Origin of the sequence: Commensalibacter sp. M0133 (genome assembly GCF_016101485.1) — a bacterium.
In the GTDB taxonomy this organism is placed as follows: Bacteria; Pseudomonadota; Alphaproteobacteria; order Acetobacterales; family Acetobacteraceae; genus Commensalibacter; species Commensalibacter melissae.
In genome coordinates this window covers 414,266-430,546 of record NZ_JACFQI010000001.1, presented here as the reverse complement: position 1 = coordinate 430,546, position 16,281 = coordinate 414,266, and the positions used below count along the sequence as shown (strand labels likewise).

Below are 16,281 nucleotides of genomic sequence, written 5' to 3'. Positions count from 1 at the left end.
CCAGAACCCAACAAACTGACTGCGTTTATGTTTTACAAATCAAAATCATCCAGTATTTTATCAGTCAATGATCCTGATCCTGTGAATATGATAAACCGACATTCGATTTCACCCTTTTTGATTATTTGTGATCATGCAGGGAAATTCATTCCTGAAAAACTAAATAACCTTGGATTGGAGCCAAATGATCTTGAGCGACATATTGCTTTTGATATTGGAATAAAAGGGGTAGGGAAAAAACTTGCAAAAAAATTAAATGCCACGTTAATTCTTCAAAACTATTCAAGACTTGTCATTGATTGCAACAGAAATCCAAATCATGAAAACCTGATTATTAAAATTAGCGATAAAACAGTTATAAAAGGTAATCTTGATTTGTCTGATGAGGAAAAAAAATCACGTGTTTCATCAATTTACAATTCCTATCATGCTTGTATTGAACAGGATATTGAACGTCGACAAAATGCGCAGATTTCAACCTGTTTAATAGCGCTGCACAGTCTTACACCTCAAATGGATAATATTGAAAGACCTTGGCATGCGGGTATTTTGCATGATCGTTATCCGGGATTCGGATTAATATTCAAAAAATATCTTGAGCAATATTATGAATTTCCAATTGGAGATAATGAACCCTATCGATTAAATGAGAAGAATGATTATTCTGTTCCTTGTCATGCGTTTGGAAGAAAATTGCTATATTTAGAACTGGAGATTCGACAAGATTTAATAAGATCGGAAATTCAGCAAAGGGAATGGGCGGATCGTCTGGCTTACTTATTGCCACTGACTTTACAGGAATACGGAAAACGATGAATATTATAACAGGAAAGGCTAAAGTGGCTGCGGTTCTTGGGTGGCCAGTTGAACATTCCCGATCTCCCCTGCTTCATAATTTTTGGTTGAATCGGTATGGAATTGACGGGGTTTACATTCCTCTGGCCGTTAAGCCTGAAAATTTCAAAAAAGTCATAATTGGCCTGTCAGCTTCGGGGTTTAAAGGATGCAATATAACCATCCCCAATAAAGAAATTGCCTTTTCATGTTGTGATGAGGTTGATGAAATCGCAAGGAAAATAGGTTCTGTCAATACCTTGACTTTTAAAAATGACGGTAAGATATTTGGCACTTCTACAGATGGTGCTGGTTTTATAGAATCCCTTAGAGATCATAACATCAGAATTAAAAATTGTAATGTACTAATACTTGGAGCAGGTGGGGCTGCACGTTCGGTTATTTCATCGCTTGCCCATGAGAAAGCGAAGATTACAATAGCAAATCGCACAAATTCCAGGGCATTGCAGCTTGCTCAAGATCTTGGGGCAGGTAATGTCATCGCATGGGATGCCTGGACATCTTTATTGGGTCAATATGACTTACTGGTAAATACAACCTCTTTGGGAATGGAAGGGAAAGAAAGTTTTGATTTTGATCTATCCAAAGCAAAATCAGGTTTGGTTGTTACGGATATTGTCTATGTTCCTCGCTTAACCCCTCTGTTAAAAGTGGCAAAAGAATTCAATTTGAAGACCATTGAAGGATTGGGGATGCTGCTTCACCAGGCCCGTTTCGGTTTTCGCGAATGGTTTGGAGTGGATCCCAAGGTTGATTCCGAGACAATCGAATATGTTGCCAAAACAATTAGAGAATAATATTTCATTATGAAGATATTGGGCGTAACAGGTGGAATGGGTATGGGTAAAACCACGGTATGTTCCCAGTTGCGTAAAGAGGGTTTCCCAGTTTTTGATGCTGACCATGTTGTGCATCAATTACAGGGATCTGATGGTAAAGCTTTACCATTTCTTGCCAAAGCTTTTCCCGGGTCAGTGCATGACAAAATACTTGATCGATCCTATTTGAGGAAATTGATTTCACAGGATCGGAATAATCTAAAAAAAATTGAAAACATTATCCTTCCATTGGTTGATATGGAACGAAAAAAATTCATCCAATTTTGGCAGGGAAAAAGAAAATTATGGTGTGTATTGGATATTCCCTTGTTGTTCGAAAAAAAGATAGATCAAGTATGCACCAAAACTCTTTTGGTTAATGCACCAAAGCAAATTCAAAAAATACGCATTATCAATCGAGGTGGAATTTCATGGCAACAGGCTGAAATACTTATTTCCCATCAGCTTCCCAATAGTTTGAAATGTCAATGGGCGGATAGGGTTATTCAAACAGGATTGAATAGGGCATATACTTACATTCAGGTAAAGCGCTTGGCTATATTAATGAAGAAAGATCAATTATGAAAAAAAGGTCTGTCCTTTTTGATACGGAAACAACAGGTGTCAATCCAGATAATGGCGATCGAATTATAGAAATTGCCGCAATAGAGTTAATCAATGATTTGCCAACAGATAATTTTTATCATGTTTTGATTGATCCAGAGCGAGATATTCCTGTTGAGGCAACACGAATTCATGGATTTACAATTGAAGATCTGCAAGGTAAGCCAAAATTCAAGGATATTGCTGACGAGTTTCTGAATTTTATTCAAAATGATCCCCTGATCGCGCATAATGCACCGTTTGATTTTAAATTTGTAAATTCAGAACTGAAATATATCAATCGTCCAACATTATCACTGGACAGAATGGTTGATACCTTACAAATTGCCCGCGCTCAATATCCATCCTCGCCAAATAGCCTGGATGCATTATGTCGACGGTTTTCAATAGATTTGTCAGAACGCACAACACATAACGCGTTGTTGGACTGTAAATTATTGTCAGAGGTGTATATTCAGCTTACGGGAGGCCGTCAGAGAGGATTGAGCTTTGATAATCAAACAAAGGAAAAAATAAGAAAAACCTATAAAAAAAATCATATTCATCAACCCGTTTTCATGAAAGCCACTGAAAAAGAATTGAAGATTCACAAGGAATTTTTGAATGAGAAAATACCAAATGCCTTATGGAATCATTTTATGGATAAAAATTGATTATTCAATAATTTAATTTGTGAATAGGTTGCATATTAAGAAAATAATCTTTTATTTTAATATACTATATTCAAATTTTGTTTTTTGATTTTATAAGTTTAGGTTAAATAGAATATTTAGAGTCAAAAGGTTGAAAATGGGCAAACGGGATTATTTGTCATTAACAAATTTATTATCATGTTTTTCCGTCTGTTCAATGGGTTTATTCTATTCTCATCCTTCTTTTTCAACACCAAAACAAGATCCATATAATACCCTAACAATACAATGGGAAAATGATGCAGCCTCAACCTTGAAAGGAACGTCTGATCAATATTATACAAACGGACTTAGAATAGGGTGGACATCTCCTACTGACACGTTGCCTCAACCTGTTGCGGATATGAACACGTTTCTTTTGGGAAAGGGAATGCAACGAATTCATTGGGGATTGCAGCAGTCGATATTTACACCACGTGATACTCAATCGAGCCAGAGATTGCCACATGATCGACCTTATGCCGGGGTTTTATTAACAACCGTTAATCTTATAAGTGACACGGATGATACGAGGAGTGTGTTTGGTATTCAAGCCGGTGTTTTAGGCCCCGGAGCTATGGGACGTCAGGTTCAAAATGGTTTTCATGCCATTACTGGGGATCACAAAAACCGTGGCTGGCACAACCAGTTAAAGAGTGTGCCCGTTTTTCAGGTTCAAATGGGTAGAACATGGAGATTTCTCGCAGGGCATGCTGGACCGGTTGATTTTGATATCTTACCTTCAGCTAATGGTGCAATGGGGATTTATAGAATTTATGGACAAATCGGTTCCCTATTCCGTTTTGGACAGGGTCTTGAAAGTGATTTCGGACCTGCAAGAATTGGTTCGGGAAATGACGGTACTGATGCCTATGTTGGAACCAGTTTTGTTAACTGGTATTTATTTGGTGGTGTAGATGGTCAGGCTGTAGCCTATAATGCCACTTTGCAAGGGGATCCCTCTAAATCACATGCGCAACATGTTTCAAAAAGATCAGATGTTGGCGAAATTCTTGCAGGGGCCGCTTTAATTATCAAAGGATATAAAATCGCTTATACCCAAACTTGGCAGACCCAAGAATTCAGGGGACAAAAAAGTGGATTATTTAATTATGGATCTGTTTCCGTATCCTTTAAATTTTGATTTTTCTCTAACGTAAGGCACGTTCCATTATTCTGCTTGGGCGATAGGTAAGATAATAAAAACGTGCTGTTGCCAATACAGCAATAACAGCAAGGCCAATAGCCATGCCTGTCCACAATCCTGGTGCTTTATAGTTCAATGAAAATGCAAACCAACCACTCAGTGTATATCCAATTACCCAATAGCTTATCAAAGCAAAGATCATTGGGATTGTGGTATCTTTCAATCCGCGTAATGCACCCATCGCAACGCCTTGCATACCGTCAACAATCTGGAAAAGAGCAACAATTTTCAATATAACGACCGCAATTTCAATTGTTGATTGATTGCTGAATGAATGAATATCAATAAAAAGGCTGACAATGGTTTTCGGGAAAATGAAAATGATTATACCAATTAGCCCCATAAAAACAGAACCAAGACCGATAGATAAAAAACCTGAATTTTTCGCATACAAAGGTTTTTGAGCGCCAACCCAATAACTTACCCGAACATTGGCGGCCTGAGAAATGGCAAGGGGTATCATGAACGTAAAAGTGGCAAAGCTGTTGGCAATTTGATGGGCGGCAAGTGCATCGGTTCCTAGTAGTCCTGCCCGGAAAGAAGTTGCAAGGAAAAGAAGCATTTCAGCTGCTGAACTGACACAGATGGGCAACCCCAGACGCATCAAGGGTAAAAGCAAGGACAAATCAATTTTAAAAGGGTAAAGATATTGTTTTAAATTCTTTTTGCAATGGGTTACTCCAATAAATAAAATTGTTGAAACCCACAAAGTAATTGTGCTGCCAATTGCTGAACCATACAAGCCCATTTTAGGGGCGCCCCATAAACCATAAATAAAGGCTGCATTTAACAAGGCGTTGATAATTGTAGTTAAAGGTGTTATTTGCAAAAGAATTTTCGAGGCATTAAAAGCTGGTAAAACAACTCTTATTAAACCTGTTCCAATAAGAACAGGGGGCATACCCCATAAGAGAATATTCATAAAATGACTGGATTTTGCAATCATATCAGGATTTTCACCTGTCCACATCAATATAAAGTTTGTTGATTTCAAAAGAAAATAGCAGGGTATACAGAGAATTAATCCAAATATATAGGTTGTCCAATAAATTTTGGATATCTGAGAAATTCTTCTTGATCCTATATATTCAGCAATTAAAATTGCAGCTGAACTCAACGCCGATTGCAAAACAACACAAACAGTAAAAAATAACTGTGTTGTAAATCCACCGATTGCTAAGGTTTCTTTATCGACTTTTCCCAATAAAATCGTATCGGTTACACCCATAGCCATTTGACATAGTTGGGCAAATGCGATTGGTATGGCAATAAAAAAGATCGCAGAAAGTTCTTTTTTCAGAAAAGCTGGTTGAGAAAGTTGCATTATATTTATTTATGACTAATAAAGAATAAAGATTTAATTTATTGAGTGTTGTTTGGACACAATCGAATACAGGATATGAACAAGGTAAAACAATGAATAAGCCAGAAATTTCCCTATATGACAGTCGTCATCATAAGATTTTACCTTTTAAACCATTAGATTCTTTAAATATCCGTTTATATTTTTGTGGCCCTACAGTATACGATTTTTTACATATTGGCAATTTGCGTGCAATGTTAACAGCCGATATTTTGGTAAGATTGTTGCGGAAAATTTATCCTAAAGTGACTTATGTACGGAATATTACGGATGTTGATGATAAGATAAATGCCCGTGCCAGAGCCAATCATGAATCTATTCAAGCATTGACCTGTCGAACGATTGAAGAATTTCATCAAGATATGGCTTCAATGTTTATCTTGCCCCCTGATATTGAACCAAAAGCTACAGAACATATCGAAGACATACAAGAGATGATTATCAGTCTTGTCAGTCAGGGATATGCCTATGAAGCTGATGGTCATGTTCTTTTCTCTGTCCATCAATACAAGAAATATGGGAGTTTATCAGGCCGCAATCCAGATGAATTGCTGGCTGGGGCAAGAGTTGAGATCGCGACTTACAAAAAAAATCCCGGTGATTTTGTGTTATGGAAACCTTCAAATGAGGATGAACCAGGATGGGATAGTCCCTGGGGAAAGGGTAGGCCAGGCTGGCATATTGAATGTTCTGCAATGTCCCATCGTTACCTCGGTGAAAATTTTGATATTCATGGCGGTGGTCAGGATCTGATTTTTCCCCACCACGAAAATGAATGTGCACAAAGTCTATGTTGTTTTCCAGGCAGTCAGTTTGCCAATTATTGGCTACATAATGCCATGCTGTTGGTAAATGGTGATAAAATGTCCAAGTCTCTGGGCAATTTTTTTACAATACGGGAAATATTGACAAAGCATAATCCAGAAGCATTACGGTTATTATTATTGCAATCTCATTACCGTTCTGTTTTGAATTTCACTGATGAAGCCTTAAAAGATGCTAAAAAGGTTATGGATCGTTTCTATCGCGCCTTGTTGCCTTATGAACAGAATTTTAATTCAGAAATGGATTTACCAGAATTAGTCATGGATGCTTTGGCAAATGATTTAAATACACCCCAAGCTTTGGTGTTTATGCATCAATTTGCAGATAAAGCCTTACAAGGTGATGAACATTCTGCCTTAAAATTGAAACAGGCGGGTCAACAGCTTGGCTTGTTTAATAGTCTACCAACTCAATGGTTTCAAGATATTGATAATGAAGATGAGATTAAGATCTTAATTCAAGAAAGAAATAATGCAAAAAAATCGAAAGATTTTATCAAGGCGGATAAAATACGTGACCAGCTCAAAGCTCAGGGTATCTTATTGGAAGACAGTCCACAAGGTACGACATGGAGAAAAATATGACAGGTCGTGATGGTGGTGCAGATTTGATCCCAGTTGGAAATACACCTGTCGTTATTTTGGTTCGCCCACAGCTTGCTGATAATATTGGCAGTGTAGCTCGAGCGATGGCGAACGGGGGATTGTTCCATTTGCGGTTGGTGGCCCCGCGAGATGGATGGCCACAGCCAAAAGCCTGGAGAGCAGCATCTGGTGCAGACCGTTTATTGGATCATACAAAAATTTTCGATACGGTAGAAGCCGCTGTTGCGGATTTACATCATGTTTTTGCAACCTGTCCCAGACCTCGTCAAATTATCAAACCTTTATTAACGGCGCGTGGTGGCGCATGTGAAATGCGGGAAATGACCAATCGTGGATTGAAAATCGGTATTTTGTTTGGGCCAGAGCGAACCGGGTTGGAAAATGAGGATTTTGTTCAGACTGATTATTGGATCCGTTATCCCTTGGATCCAAGATTCATGTCATTGAATTTATCACAAGCCGTTATGATTATGGCTTATGAGTGGTGGATGTCCACTGAAGAAACACCGGAGCGCCAGTTGCAGACTAACAAAACGCATATCGCTACTAAAGGAGAGCTGAATAATTTTATGAATCATTTGATCAGGGAGCTTGATTATTGTGGATTTCTACGCAATCAGGAAAAACGGCCAGGAATGATTCGTAATCTGTATCATCTTTTTCAAAGGGGAGAAGTGACAGAACAGGAATTACGAACCCTTCATGGTGTTGTGGCGGAATTGGTTAAGGGCCCCATGAAATAATTAAATTATTTGATTTGGGATTTGAGCGTAAAGCCAAGTTGCAACCATGCAGTTCCATTGAAGATAAGGTCAAAACCAACCATGAATCCGATAAACCACAGGCCGTTTATTGGATTGACGAAAAGAATAAATCCTAAAATCAAGCCAAGAATACCACTGAATACCAACAACCCCCATCCTTTGGTATTTTTATTGTTAAAGGCAATCATAAGACGCATGATTCCACCAAAACAAAAACAAACACCAAGAAAAATGGTAATTATAACCGAACCATTAACAGGTTCACGAATCAATAATATACCGCCAATAAGATAAATGATACCGCATAGGGCTGACCAGAGAAAACTGCTCCAATCTTTAAGATAACAGGCGTGAATGAGTTGGGCCAAACCTGTAATAATTAATAAAATTCCGATAATTATAACCATTGCAATTGTTACAAAAACCGTGTCAATTAGGCACAGAATGCCGGTAATCAAACACAATATTCCCAATCCTACGAACCATTTCCATTTTTGGGCTATTAATTGATCCATTATGATCTCCAAAAAATATTTTATAATTTTGTAAAGCGGTTAATTGTAGTTAGTTTAATTTTTTTTATGAAATTAATCTATTTATTTATTAATAAAATCAGTCATAATTTGGTATGAACAGATAGTTAACGATATATTTTTATTTCATTTTATAAATCATTAAGGTTCATAATGAAAAACATTATTGTTATTCTTGCCGCTACTTTTTTTATATGCACATATCCTGTTCGTTCCCATGCATATGAAAGCCATTTATCATACTGGTTCGGTCAATTTGAAAAAATTCTCTATCTACCCTCTGCTGAATATTGTTACAGGTTAGGTGTAATTTATTTAACGGGTAAAGGGGTTCAGAAAAATGATAGATTAGCCCTTATATTTTTTACACAATCTGCCAGCGGAGGTTTTGCGCCAGCACAATTTGTTTTAGGTCGGTTTTATGCCTTGGGTGTTATTGTGCCGCAAGATTATAATAAAGCGATTGAATGGTTTAACTATTCCGCAGGACAGGGGAATGCTGAAGCTCAGTTTTATTTAGGTAATTTGTATCAGAATGGTGAAGGGATTGAGCAGAATTATGACAAGGCGTTTGATTATTTTCATAAGGCTGCTTTGCAAGGGAATCTAATGGCTCAATCCGCTCTTGGAATTATGTATTTAGAAGGTAAGGGATGTAAACAAGATTTTTTTAAAGCCTTTCAATGGACCCGTAAATCTGCAGAACAAGGAAATAGTTTTGCCCAGTATATCCTGGGATCATTATATGACACAGGTAAAGGCACAGATTTAGATTATTTCAAGGCGAAAGAATTGTATCAGAAGTCAGCAGATCAGGGATATGAGGGCGCTTTATACAAGTTGGGAACAATGTATGAAGCGGGTCACGGTGTATTACAGGATTTTCAGACGGCTCTTTTCTATTATCATAAAGCTGCAGATCAAGAAAATACGGATGCCCAATTGCGACTTGGGGAAATATATCATGAAGGGAAGTTGGTTCCTCAAGATGAGGCCACGGCAAAAGAGTATTTTAAACAATCATGTTTAAATAGATCTCAAAAAGGCTGCGACAAATATCGGTTGTTGAATACGAAATAATTTTTAAATTTTTTTTAATATTATTCAAACTGTTAATTATTTGACAATTCATTAAAGTTTGAATATATAGGCTTCTACTGCCAGAAAAGTGGTTTATTTTTATCCAAAGAAGTGATGAGGTTACTTTGTATCAAATATAAACCCGTCTTTGATGCGAGTTAAAGAACTACTGGTACAATAAAATCTAATATTGCTTTACCTCAATGCGATATTTAACATATATAAAGAAAGATATTTAGACGTATGAGTAAGCGTTTACAAAGCAAATATAAAATTAACCGTCGTTTAGGGGTTAATTTGTGGGGACGTGCTAAATCACCGGTTAACAAGCGTGAATATGGTCCTGGTCAACACGGTCAACGCCGCCGTGCAAAGCCTTCCGATTTTAGCGTTCAGTTAATGGCTAAACAAAAACTCAAGGGATATTACGGAAATATCAGTGAAAAGCAATTCCGTCGTTATTACGCTGAAGCATCTCGTCGTAAAGGTGATACTTCTGAAAACTTGATCAATTTGTTGGAACGTCGTTTGGATGCTGTAGTTTATCGGTTAAAATTTGCATCCACTCCATTTGCTGCACGTCAGTTCATTAACCATGGACATGTTTTAGTAAATGGCAAGCGTGTTAATATCCCATCATATTCTTTAAAAGATAATGATGTTGTTGAAGTTAGGGAAAGATCAAAACAACTTGCCATTGTACTGGATGCAGTTCAAAGTAAAGAACGGGATATTCCTGAATATTTAGAGGTTGATCATCGTCAAATGAAGGGTTCATTTGTTCGTACGCCAAAATTAAATGATGTTCCATATCCTGTAACTATGGAACCCAATTTGGTTGTCGAGTTTTATTCTCGTTAATCACATTTTATTTTTATATAAAAATGCCGAGCAATTTTTTTGCTCGGCTTTTGTGCGTTTATTGTTTTCAATATAAATTTAGGTCTGCTTGATGTTAGATACAGTTCAGAGTCTGGATAAAGAAATTTCCCGTCGTCGCACTTTCGCTATTATTTCCCATCCTGATGCGGGTAAGACGACTTTGACTGAACGTATATTGCATGCTGGTGGGGCTATACAGATGGCGGGAAATGTCCGTGCTAAAAGGGAACAGCGTCGAACTCGTTCGGACTGGATGAATATTGAAAAGGATCGCGGTATTTCAGTTGTAACTTCTGTTATGACGTTTGAATATGGTGGTTGCATTTTTAACTTGTTGGATACGCCTGGCCACGAAGATTTTTCTGAAGATACATACAGGACTTTGACGGCTGTTGATGCCGCAGTTATGGTTATTGATGCGGCAAAAGGGATTGAGGCAAGAACACGGAAACTTTTTGAAATTTGTCGTTTGCGCGATATACCGATTGTAACCTTTATCAACAAGATGGACAGAGAATCTCAGGATCCTTTTGAATTGCTAGATGAAGTGGCCTCTACACTGGCTCTTGAAACAACACCTTTAACATGGCCTGTGGGACGGGCTGCCAAATTTTTGGGTGCTTATGATGTTCGGAAACAAACCATGCGCCTAAAAGAGGGAATTCCAGAAACAGATGATCGTGTTATAGCATTAAAAGAAGAAGTGGAATTGGTTAAGGCTGCTCTGCCGGAATTTAATATTGATGATTTTAAGGCAGGTTTTTTAACTCCGGTTTTTTTTGGAAGTGCGATTAAGGAATTGGGGGTTCATGATCTTTTGGATGCATTGGTTGAATTTGGCCCAAGTCCACGAAATCAGGAAAGTGATCAACGTCTGGTGGCGGCAAATGAACCATCAATGACTGCTCTTGTATTTAAAATTCAGGCAAATATGGATCCAAATCATCGGGATCGTATCGCCTTTGCCCGTATTTGTTCTGGACGTTTAGAACGAGGTATGAAATTGAAACATACCCGTACAGGAAAAATTTTTGCGTTACATACCCCTCAGTTTTTCTTTGCACGAGACAGACAATTGGCAGAGGAGGCTTTTGCGGGAGATGTTGTTGGAATTCCCAATCATGGCACATTACGTATTGGAGATACCTTGACGGAAGGAGAGGAGCTTCAGTTTACAGGAGTACCCTATTTTGCCCCTGAAATACTACGACGGGTTCGCCTTGCTGATGCGATGAAAGCCAAGAAATTAAAACAGGCATTAATTGAGCTTGCAGAAGAGGGCGTTGTCCAGCTTTTTAAACCACAGGACGGGTCTTCGCCTATTGTTGGTGTGGTTGGAATATTGCAACTTGATGTCTTACAGACGCGTTTGAAACATGAGTACGGCGTTGAAATAGGATTTGATACTGTATCTTTTACACAGGTCCGTTGGTTTGAGGGTGAAAAAAACAAAATTGAGAAATTTATTAATTCCAACAAAAGTGCCATTGCTGATGATATAGACGGAGATCCAGTATTTCTGGCCACTTCTGAATTCATGATGCAACGGACTGTTGAAATGCAAAAAGACTTAAAATTTCATGATATCAAACAGATCGGCATTGTTAAAAACAGCTAGTCATATCCTATTATTATCTTTATAGCTGGCCTTGATTAAATATCTGGTGGATGGAATTATTGGTTTAGGTAAAAGGGTTAAATCGGATATGCATATAAGTTCATCATATTCTGAGTTGCCTTTTTTTTGCCAATAATTATATATTTGTTGAAAATTCAAGTGTGTTTTCAGCATTATTCCGATATCGATTATTCCTTTTTCGGGATGTTGAGTTGCAATAAGAATGCGGCTATTTGAAAAAAAATCTTTTTTTAATCCAAGTTCTTCTCTTGCCTCTACAAATAATTGTTCATGCAAATTTACAGTTTTTTCTTCATGACGTGATTCCACGCTACCCGCAGGGGCACATTGCCAGTAATTGGGTAGATAAACGCTGTTACTGTTTCTTTTTCCAAGAATAAAACCATTATCGCAAAAAATTAAACCTGTTACAGCCAAAGGTTTAAGACAAAGAAATTCATTGAATTCCTTATTTTCCATTTGGGCCGAAACATATCTATATTCTGTCCAATATCCCGTTATTTGATGGGGTAATATCAAAGTAACGGTAAATACACGTCCATTAAACAATTTTGGGTATAATCTTTTTTTGGCAACCCATAAATTTTCAATCTGTTTTTCAAGATTTATAGATAATTCAGTTTTATAATCTATAAGTTTTACGGAACATTCTGGGTATAAAGCAAATGTTTTCCATTCCATTTTATTATCTTTGAATGTCATAACGGAAACATTTTTGGCTGGGAGACCTGGATTCGAACCAGGGCTGACCGGGTCAGAGCCGGTAGTTCTACCGCTAAACTATCTCCCAATATATTTAATGTGGATGCTTATATCATGTAAAAAATTATAAATCAAGGGTATGGTAAAATAAATTAATTACAAAAATTTTTAGTTATTTTAATAAAAAAATCCAAATTAATAATAAATTGTGTTAATATTAAGGAGCTATACAAAAAATAAGGAATTAACTTTGACTGGATAAAGTAATTAGGGCGTAAATATGTTTGCGGCATTGGATTTAGGCACAAATAATTGTCGTCTGCTGATCGTGTCATCTGATCGTGGCAGGTTGAGAATTGTTGACCATTATAATCGAGTAGTTCGATTGGGTGAGGGATTGTATGAAACAGGTCAGTTGAGTCAAGCTGCCATGGAACGTACAATGGTCGCGCTCCGACATTGTGCATCCAAAATTGAAGGTAAAAGATTTTCCGCCTTTTATGCTGTCGCTACCGAAGCTTGTCGACGCGCCTCAAATGCTGATCATTTTCTTAGTCAGGTTTTATATGAAACAGGACTGAACATTAAGGTTATTTCACCACGGGAAGAGGTTGAGCTGGCTTTGGCCGGCTGCAATTCATTTTTATATGACAATGTGTTGAAACGTAATAAGACCAAGGCACTATTATTTGATATTGGAGGTGGTTCCACTGAAATTGCATGGGTTAAAATTGATTTTGCGCGACGAAAATATATTTTGATTGGATGTTTCAGTATACCTGTTGGCATTCTTACGTTAAGAGAGCAATTCAATATTGCCACCTTGCAGAATTACTATCAAATGTTTGATTTTGTTTTATCCAAGGTCATGGAATTCGAGGCCATTCACCGTATTCAGGCAGAGATTGTAAGAAATCAGGTTCAATTCATAGGGGTAAGTGGAACTATAACCACTCTTGCAAGCATTTTGTTAAATCAAAACAAGTATAATCGTGCGGCGATTGATGGTTTGTCTTTGCAAACAGCCCAACTTAAGGAAATAATCAGGACTTTGCTAGATCAGAAATTCAAAGAGACTGAAATTCTTTCCGACCGATATAAAAAAAGAATTCATTATCTTTTACCTGGATGCGCAATATTTGATGCCATACATACCTTGTGGCCCGCCAATGACATTGTCGTTGCCGATCGGGGTATTCGGGATGGAATAATTGCCAAAATGACGACAAACAAGTTAAGAAACTATTATAAAAATCATCATTATTTGTTAAACCAGTAATAAATTTAATTAATCAGTATAATTAAAGTAAAAACTATGAATAAAGATAATGCGAATTCGAATTCGCGCAAAAAAAAGAAATCGCGTTTTGATACTGGATTGACGGTTACCTTAAAAAAAACAAAAGGACGTTCAACATCTCAACAAAGATGGTTGACGCGTCAGTTGAATGATCCTTATGTAAAAGCTGCGCAACAGCATGGCTGGCGGTCCCGTGCCGCTTATAAGCTAATAGAGTTAAATGATAAATTTCATTTTTTAAAAAAGGGGATAAAGGTTGTTGATCTGGGTGCAGCGCCAGGAGGATGGTCTCAGGTTGCGGTATATCACAAGGCATCCAAAGTTGTAGGTATTGATTTGTTGCAAGTTGAACCAGTTATGGGAGCTGATATTTTTCAGGGAGATTTTACAGAGCCCCATAATCTTGAAGTATTACTGGATAAATTAGAGGGTAAGGCGGATCTGGTCATGTCTGATATGGCACCGAACACGACAGGACATGCAGCAACGGATCATATAAGAATAATTAATTTGACAGAACAGGCTTTGGACTTTGCAATAAAAATTTTAAATTTGAATGGAGTTTTCATTGCCAAAGTTTTCCAGGGGGGAAGTGAAAAATTGATGTTAAATAAACTCAAGCGATCCTTCAAAATTGTAAAACATGCAAAACCTCCAGCAAGTCGTAAGGAATCCAGAGAGTTATATGTGATTGCCACAGGGTTTAAAGGGAATAATTCCGAAGATAAATCGTGAATGTGTTGATAAAATTTCAAGGATAATTTGATTTTGTCACTATTTGACACAAAATTGATTTTTGACTTGTCTAATCACAATTTTTTAGGTATGAAGAATTGCCAATAATTGGAACCCGATTTTTTTCGGTTATCCCTTTTTATCTTTAATTTTCTAATTTTTAATAAAGGGTACCATAAATGGCACATTCTTCTATTTCCCAAAAACATATTCGAGAAGCCCTTGCTTTTGATGATGTTTTGATTATTCCAGCAAAATCTAATGTATTGCCTAATCAGGCTGATGTTCGGTCCAATTTGACCCGATCTATCCGTTTGAATATACCCTTGATTTCATCAGCCATGGATACAGTAACAGAATGTGCAATGGCCATTGCTATGGCACAAAATGGAGGAATAGGGGTTATTCATAAAAATCTATCCATTCAGGAACAGGCCAATCAGGTCAAGCAGGTAAAGCGCTTTGAATCGGGAATGGTGGTTGATCCGGTAACTGTTCATCCTGAACAGACTTTAGAAGAAGTCATTGCAACAATGAAACGCCATAACATAAGTGGACTCCCTGTTATTGAAAAAAATACGAATCGGCTTGTTGGTATTGTCACGCATCGTGATGTCCGGTTTGCAACAAATGCAAAACAACCCGTTGCGGAGTTAATGACAAAAGATAACCTGGTTACAGTCAAAGAGGGTGTGAGTCCCGATGAAGCTAAAAAACTGCTTCATCAAAATCGTATTGAAAAATTGCTTGTCGTTGATAAAAATGATTGTTGTGTCGGAATAATAACTGTCAAGGATATGGAAAAATCAGTCGTTTATCCTTTGGCCAACAAGGATCAATATGGTCGCTTACGTTGTGCTGCTGCCACAGGTGTTGGTGAGGACGGATATAAACGGGCTGTCACGCTTATAGAGGCTGGTGTTGACGTTTTGGTCGTAGATACGGCACATGGACATTCCCAGGGTGTTTTGGACTCGATAGGGCGCCTCAAGAAAAATTATGCTGACGTTCAAATTATTGCGGGAAATATTGCGACACCAGAAGGTGCTCAAGCATTGATTGATGTTGGCGCTGATGCAGTAAAAGTTGGAATTGGTCCAGGTTCAATCTGTACAACCCGTGTTGTTGCAGGGGTAGGAGTTCCCCAATTTTCGGCAGTAATGGAAGTGTCTGAAATTTGTCATGCTGCCAATATTCCTTTAATAGCAGATGGTGGAATTCGCACGTCTGGCGATATTGTTAAAGCTATCGGTGCGGGTGCAGATGTTGTCATGATTGGATCTTTACTGGCAGGTACTGATGAAGCTCCTGGTGAAGTATTTCTATATCAGGGACGTTCCTATAAATCATACCGCGGAATGGGAAGTCTTGGTGCCATGGCTCGTGGATCTGCTGACCGTTATTTTCAACAGGATATCAAGGAAAGCCATAAGCTTGTTCCTGAAGGCATTGAAGGGCAGGTACCATACAAAGGGGCGGCAGAAGGAGTTATACATCAGATGGTTGGCGGCTTGAAAGCAGGTATGGGATATACTGGCAATGCGACGATTGAAGAAATGAAAAAAAATGTTCAGTTCCGTAAAATTACGGGAGCGGGATTGAGGGAAAGCCATGTTCATGATGTTGTAATTACGCGTGAAGCGCCTAACTATCATCATAATTAAATAATAAATTTGTC

Annotated in this window: 16 protein-coding genes and 1 tRNA gene; 13 read left to right on the top strand and 4 right to left on the bottom strand. The window is 37.8% G+C overall.

Translation table 11 applies throughout. From position 1 onward, the window contains the following. The first annotated feature begins 27 nt into the window (after positions 1-27). From H3T46_RS01945 to H3T46_RS01925, 5 genes are all read left to right on the top strand, one after another. A complete protein-coding gene (locus H3T46_RS01945) occupies positions 28-816 on the top strand; it encodes an N-formylglutamate amidohydrolase (RefSeq protein WP_198197262.1) in 789 nt (262 codons plus the stop codon). Further along, positions 756-1,652 carry a shikimate dehydrogenase gene (locus H3T46_RS01940; RefSeq protein WP_370552768.1) on the top strand — a complete coding sequence of 299 codons (897 nt, stop codon included), beginning with the start codon at positions 756-758 and terminating at the stop codon, positions 1,650-1,652. The genes H3T46_RS01945 and H3T46_RS01940 overlap by 61 nt, the downstream gene beginning before the upstream one ends. A 9-nt stretch (positions 1,653-1,661) precedes the next feature. Next, positions 1,662-2,258, top strand: a complete 597-nt coding sequence (coaE, locus tag H3T46_RS01935; protein ID WP_198197261.1) for a dephospho-CoA kinase — start codon at positions 1,662-1,664, stop codon at positions 2,256-2,258. After that, positions 2,255-2,950, top strand: coding sequence for a DNA polymerase III subunit epsilon (dnaQ, locus tag H3T46_RS01930; protein ID WP_155571953.1), 696 nt, complete (start codon positions 2,255-2,257; stop codon positions 2,948-2,950). Before coaE ends, dnaQ begins: the two co-directional genes overlap by 4 nt. Before the next feature lie 136 nt (positions 2,951-3,086). Next, a complete protein-coding gene (locus tag H3T46_RS01925) occupies positions 3,087-4,112 on the top strand; it encodes a lipid A deacylase LpxR family protein (protein ID WP_198197260.1) in 1,026 nt (341 codons plus the stop codon). Between the two features lie 7 nt (positions 4,113-4,119). On the opposite strand, the gene H3T46_RS01920 is transcribed toward H3T46_RS01925, so the two are convergent. After that, positions 4,120-5,499: an MATE family efflux transporter gene (locus tag H3T46_RS01920; protein ID WP_198197259.1), complete on the bottom strand. Its 1,380-nt coding sequence runs from the start codon at positions 5,497-5,499 to the stop codon at positions 4,120-4,122. A 92-nt stretch (positions 5,500-5,591) separates the two neighbouring features. Between H3T46_RS01920 and cysS the strand changes: the two genes are divergently transcribed. Together cysS and H3T46_RS01910 are read left to right on the top strand one after the other, a co-directional pair. Continuing rightward, positions 5,592-6,947: a cysteine--tRNA ligase gene (gene cysS, locus H3T46_RS01915; protein WP_198197651.1), complete on the top strand. Its 1,356-nt coding sequence runs from the start codon at positions 5,592-5,594 to the stop codon at positions 6,945-6,947. Next, positions 6,944-7,711 (top strand): RNA methyltransferase, encoded by a 768-nt coding sequence (locus tag H3T46_RS01910; RefSeq protein ID WP_198197258.1) that lies wholly within the window; start codon positions 6,944-6,946, stop codon positions 7,709-7,711. Before cysS ends, H3T46_RS01910 begins: the two co-directional genes overlap by 4 nt. Before the next feature lie 5 nt (positions 7,712-7,716). Here H3T46_RS01910 and H3T46_RS01905 read toward each other — a convergent pair whose 3' ends face one another. Next, complete coding sequence (locus H3T46_RS01905; RefSeq protein WP_198197257.1) at positions 7,717-8,247, bottom strand: HdeD family acid-resistance protein; 531 nt, start codon at positions 8,245-8,247, stop codon at positions 7,717-7,719. A 171-nt stretch (positions 8,248-8,418) separates the two neighbouring features. Between H3T46_RS01905 and H3T46_RS01900 the strand changes: the two genes are divergently transcribed. The 3 genes from H3T46_RS01900 to H3T46_RS01890 all read left to right on the top strand — a co-directional run bounded on the left by H3T46_RS01900 (position 8,419) and on the right by H3T46_RS01890 (position 11,845). Continuing rightward, positions 8,419-9,345, top strand: coding sequence for an SEL1-like repeat protein (locus H3T46_RS01900; RefSeq protein ID WP_198197256.1), 927 nt, complete (start codon positions 8,419-8,421; stop codon positions 9,343-9,345). Positions 9,346-9,588: 243 nt separating this feature from the next. After that, positions 9,589-10,206, top strand: a complete 618-nt coding sequence (gene rpsD / locus H3T46_RS01895) for a 30S ribosomal protein S4 (protein ID WP_155566844.1) — start codon at positions 9,589-9,591, stop codon at positions 10,204-10,206. Between the two features lie 91 nt (positions 10,207-10,297). After that, positions 10,298-11,845 (top strand): peptide chain release factor 3, encoded by a 1,548-nt coding sequence (locus H3T46_RS01890; protein ID WP_198197255.1) that lies wholly within the window; start codon positions 10,298-10,300, stop codon positions 11,843-11,845. On the opposite strand, the gene H3T46_RS01885 is transcribed toward H3T46_RS01890, so the two are convergent. Together H3T46_RS01885 and H3T46_RS01880 are read right to left on the bottom strand one after the other, a co-directional pair. Continuing rightward, entirely contained in the window at positions 11,846-12,547 is a 702-nt protein-coding gene (locus H3T46_RS01885) for an NUDIX hydrolase (protein WP_232349953.1), read from the bottom strand. A gap of 35 nt (positions 12,548-12,582) precedes the next feature. After that, positions 12,583-12,656: transfer RNA gene (locus tag H3T46_RS01880), tRNA-Gln, on the bottom strand. A 192-nt stretch (positions 12,657-12,848) separates the two neighbouring features. Here H3T46_RS01880 and H3T46_RS01875 point away from each other — a divergent pair. The 3 genes from H3T46_RS01875 (at position 12,849) to guaB (ending at position 16,267) form a co-directional block, all read left to right on the top strand. After that, positions 12,849-13,847: a Ppx/GppA family phosphatase gene (locus H3T46_RS01875; protein ID WP_122123623.1), complete on the top strand. Its 999-nt coding sequence runs from the start codon at positions 12,849-12,851 to the stop codon at positions 13,845-13,847. Positions 13,848-13,883: 36 nt separating this feature from the next. Continuing rightward, positions 13,884-14,603, top strand: coding sequence for an RlmE family RNA methyltransferase (locus H3T46_RS01870; RefSeq protein ID WP_198197253.1), 720 nt, complete (start codon positions 13,884-13,886; stop codon positions 14,601-14,603). Between the two features lie 179 nt (positions 14,604-14,782). Further along, positions 14,783-16,267 carry an IMP dehydrogenase gene (gene guaB / locus H3T46_RS01865; protein WP_198197252.1) on the top strand — a complete coding sequence of 495 codons (1,485 nt, stop codon included), beginning with the start codon at positions 14,783-14,785 and terminating at the stop codon, positions 16,265-16,267. Positions 16,268-16,281 lie beyond the last annotated feature (14 nt).

What these genes read in the sequence shown, in the direction of transcription:
- H3T46_RS01940 (WP_370552768.1), top strand. Translation starts at nt 756, where the DNA reads ATGGGCGGATCGTCTGGCTTACTTATTGCCACTGACTTTACAGGAATA.
- H3T46_RS01905 (WP_198197257.1), bottom strand. Translation starts at nt 8,247, where the DNA reads ATGGATCAATTAATAGCCCAAAAATGGAAATGGTTCGTAGGATTGGGA.
- guaB (WP_198197252.1), top strand. Translation starts at nt 14,783, where the DNA reads ATGGCACATTCTTCTATTTCCCAAAAACATATTCGAGAAGCCCTTGCT.
- H3T46_RS01920 (WP_198197259.1), bottom strand. Translation starts at nt 5,499, where the DNA reads ATGCAACTTTCTCAACCAGCTTTTCTGAAAAAAGAACTTTCTGCGATC.
- H3T46_RS01890 (WP_198197255.1), top strand. Translation starts at nt 10,298, where the DNA reads ATGTTAGATACAGTTCAGAGTCTGGATAAAGAAATTTCCCGTCGTCGC.
- H3T46_RS01885 (WP_232349953.1), bottom strand. Translation starts at nt 12,547, where the DNA reads ATGGAATGGAAAACATTTGCTTTATACCCAGAATGTTCCGTAAAACTT.
- H3T46_RS01875 (WP_122123623.1), top strand. Translation starts at nt 12,849, where the DNA reads ATGTTTGCGGCATTGGATTTAGGCACAAATAATTGTCGTCTGCTGATC.
- H3T46_RS01870 (WP_198197253.1), top strand. Translation starts at nt 13,884, where the DNA reads ATGAATAAAGATAATGCGAATTCGAATTCGCGCAAAAAAAAGAAATCG.
- H3T46_RS01900 (WP_198197256.1), top strand. Translation starts at nt 8,419, where the DNA reads ATGAAAAACATTATTGTTATTCTTGCCGCTACTTTTTTTATATGCACA.
- dnaQ (WP_155571953.1), top strand. Translation starts at nt 2,255, where the DNA reads ATGAAAAAAAGGTCTGTCCTTTTTGATACGGAAACAACAGGTGTCAAT.
- H3T46_RS01925 (WP_198197260.1), top strand. Translation starts at nt 3,087, where the DNA reads ATGGGCAAACGGGATTATTTGTCATTAACAAATTTATTATCATGTTTT.
- H3T46_RS01910 (WP_198197258.1), top strand. Translation starts at nt 6,944, where the DNA reads ATGACAGGTCGTGATGGTGGTGCAGATTTGATCCCAGTTGGAAATACA.
- cysS (WP_198197651.1), top strand. Translation starts at nt 5,592, where the DNA reads ATGAATAAGCCAGAAATTTCCCTATATGACAGTCGTCATCATAAGATT.
- coaE (WP_198197261.1), top strand. Translation starts at nt 1,662, where the DNA reads ATGAAGATATTGGGCGTAACAGGTGGAATGGGTATGGGTAAAACCACG.
- H3T46_RS01945 (WP_198197262.1), top strand. Translation starts at nt 28, where the DNA reads ATGTTTTACAAATCAAAATCATCCAGTATTTTATCAGTCAATGATCCT.
- rpsD (WP_155566844.1), top strand. Translation starts at nt 9,589, where the DNA reads ATGAGTAAGCGTTTACAAAGCAAATATAAAATTAACCGTCGTTTAGGG.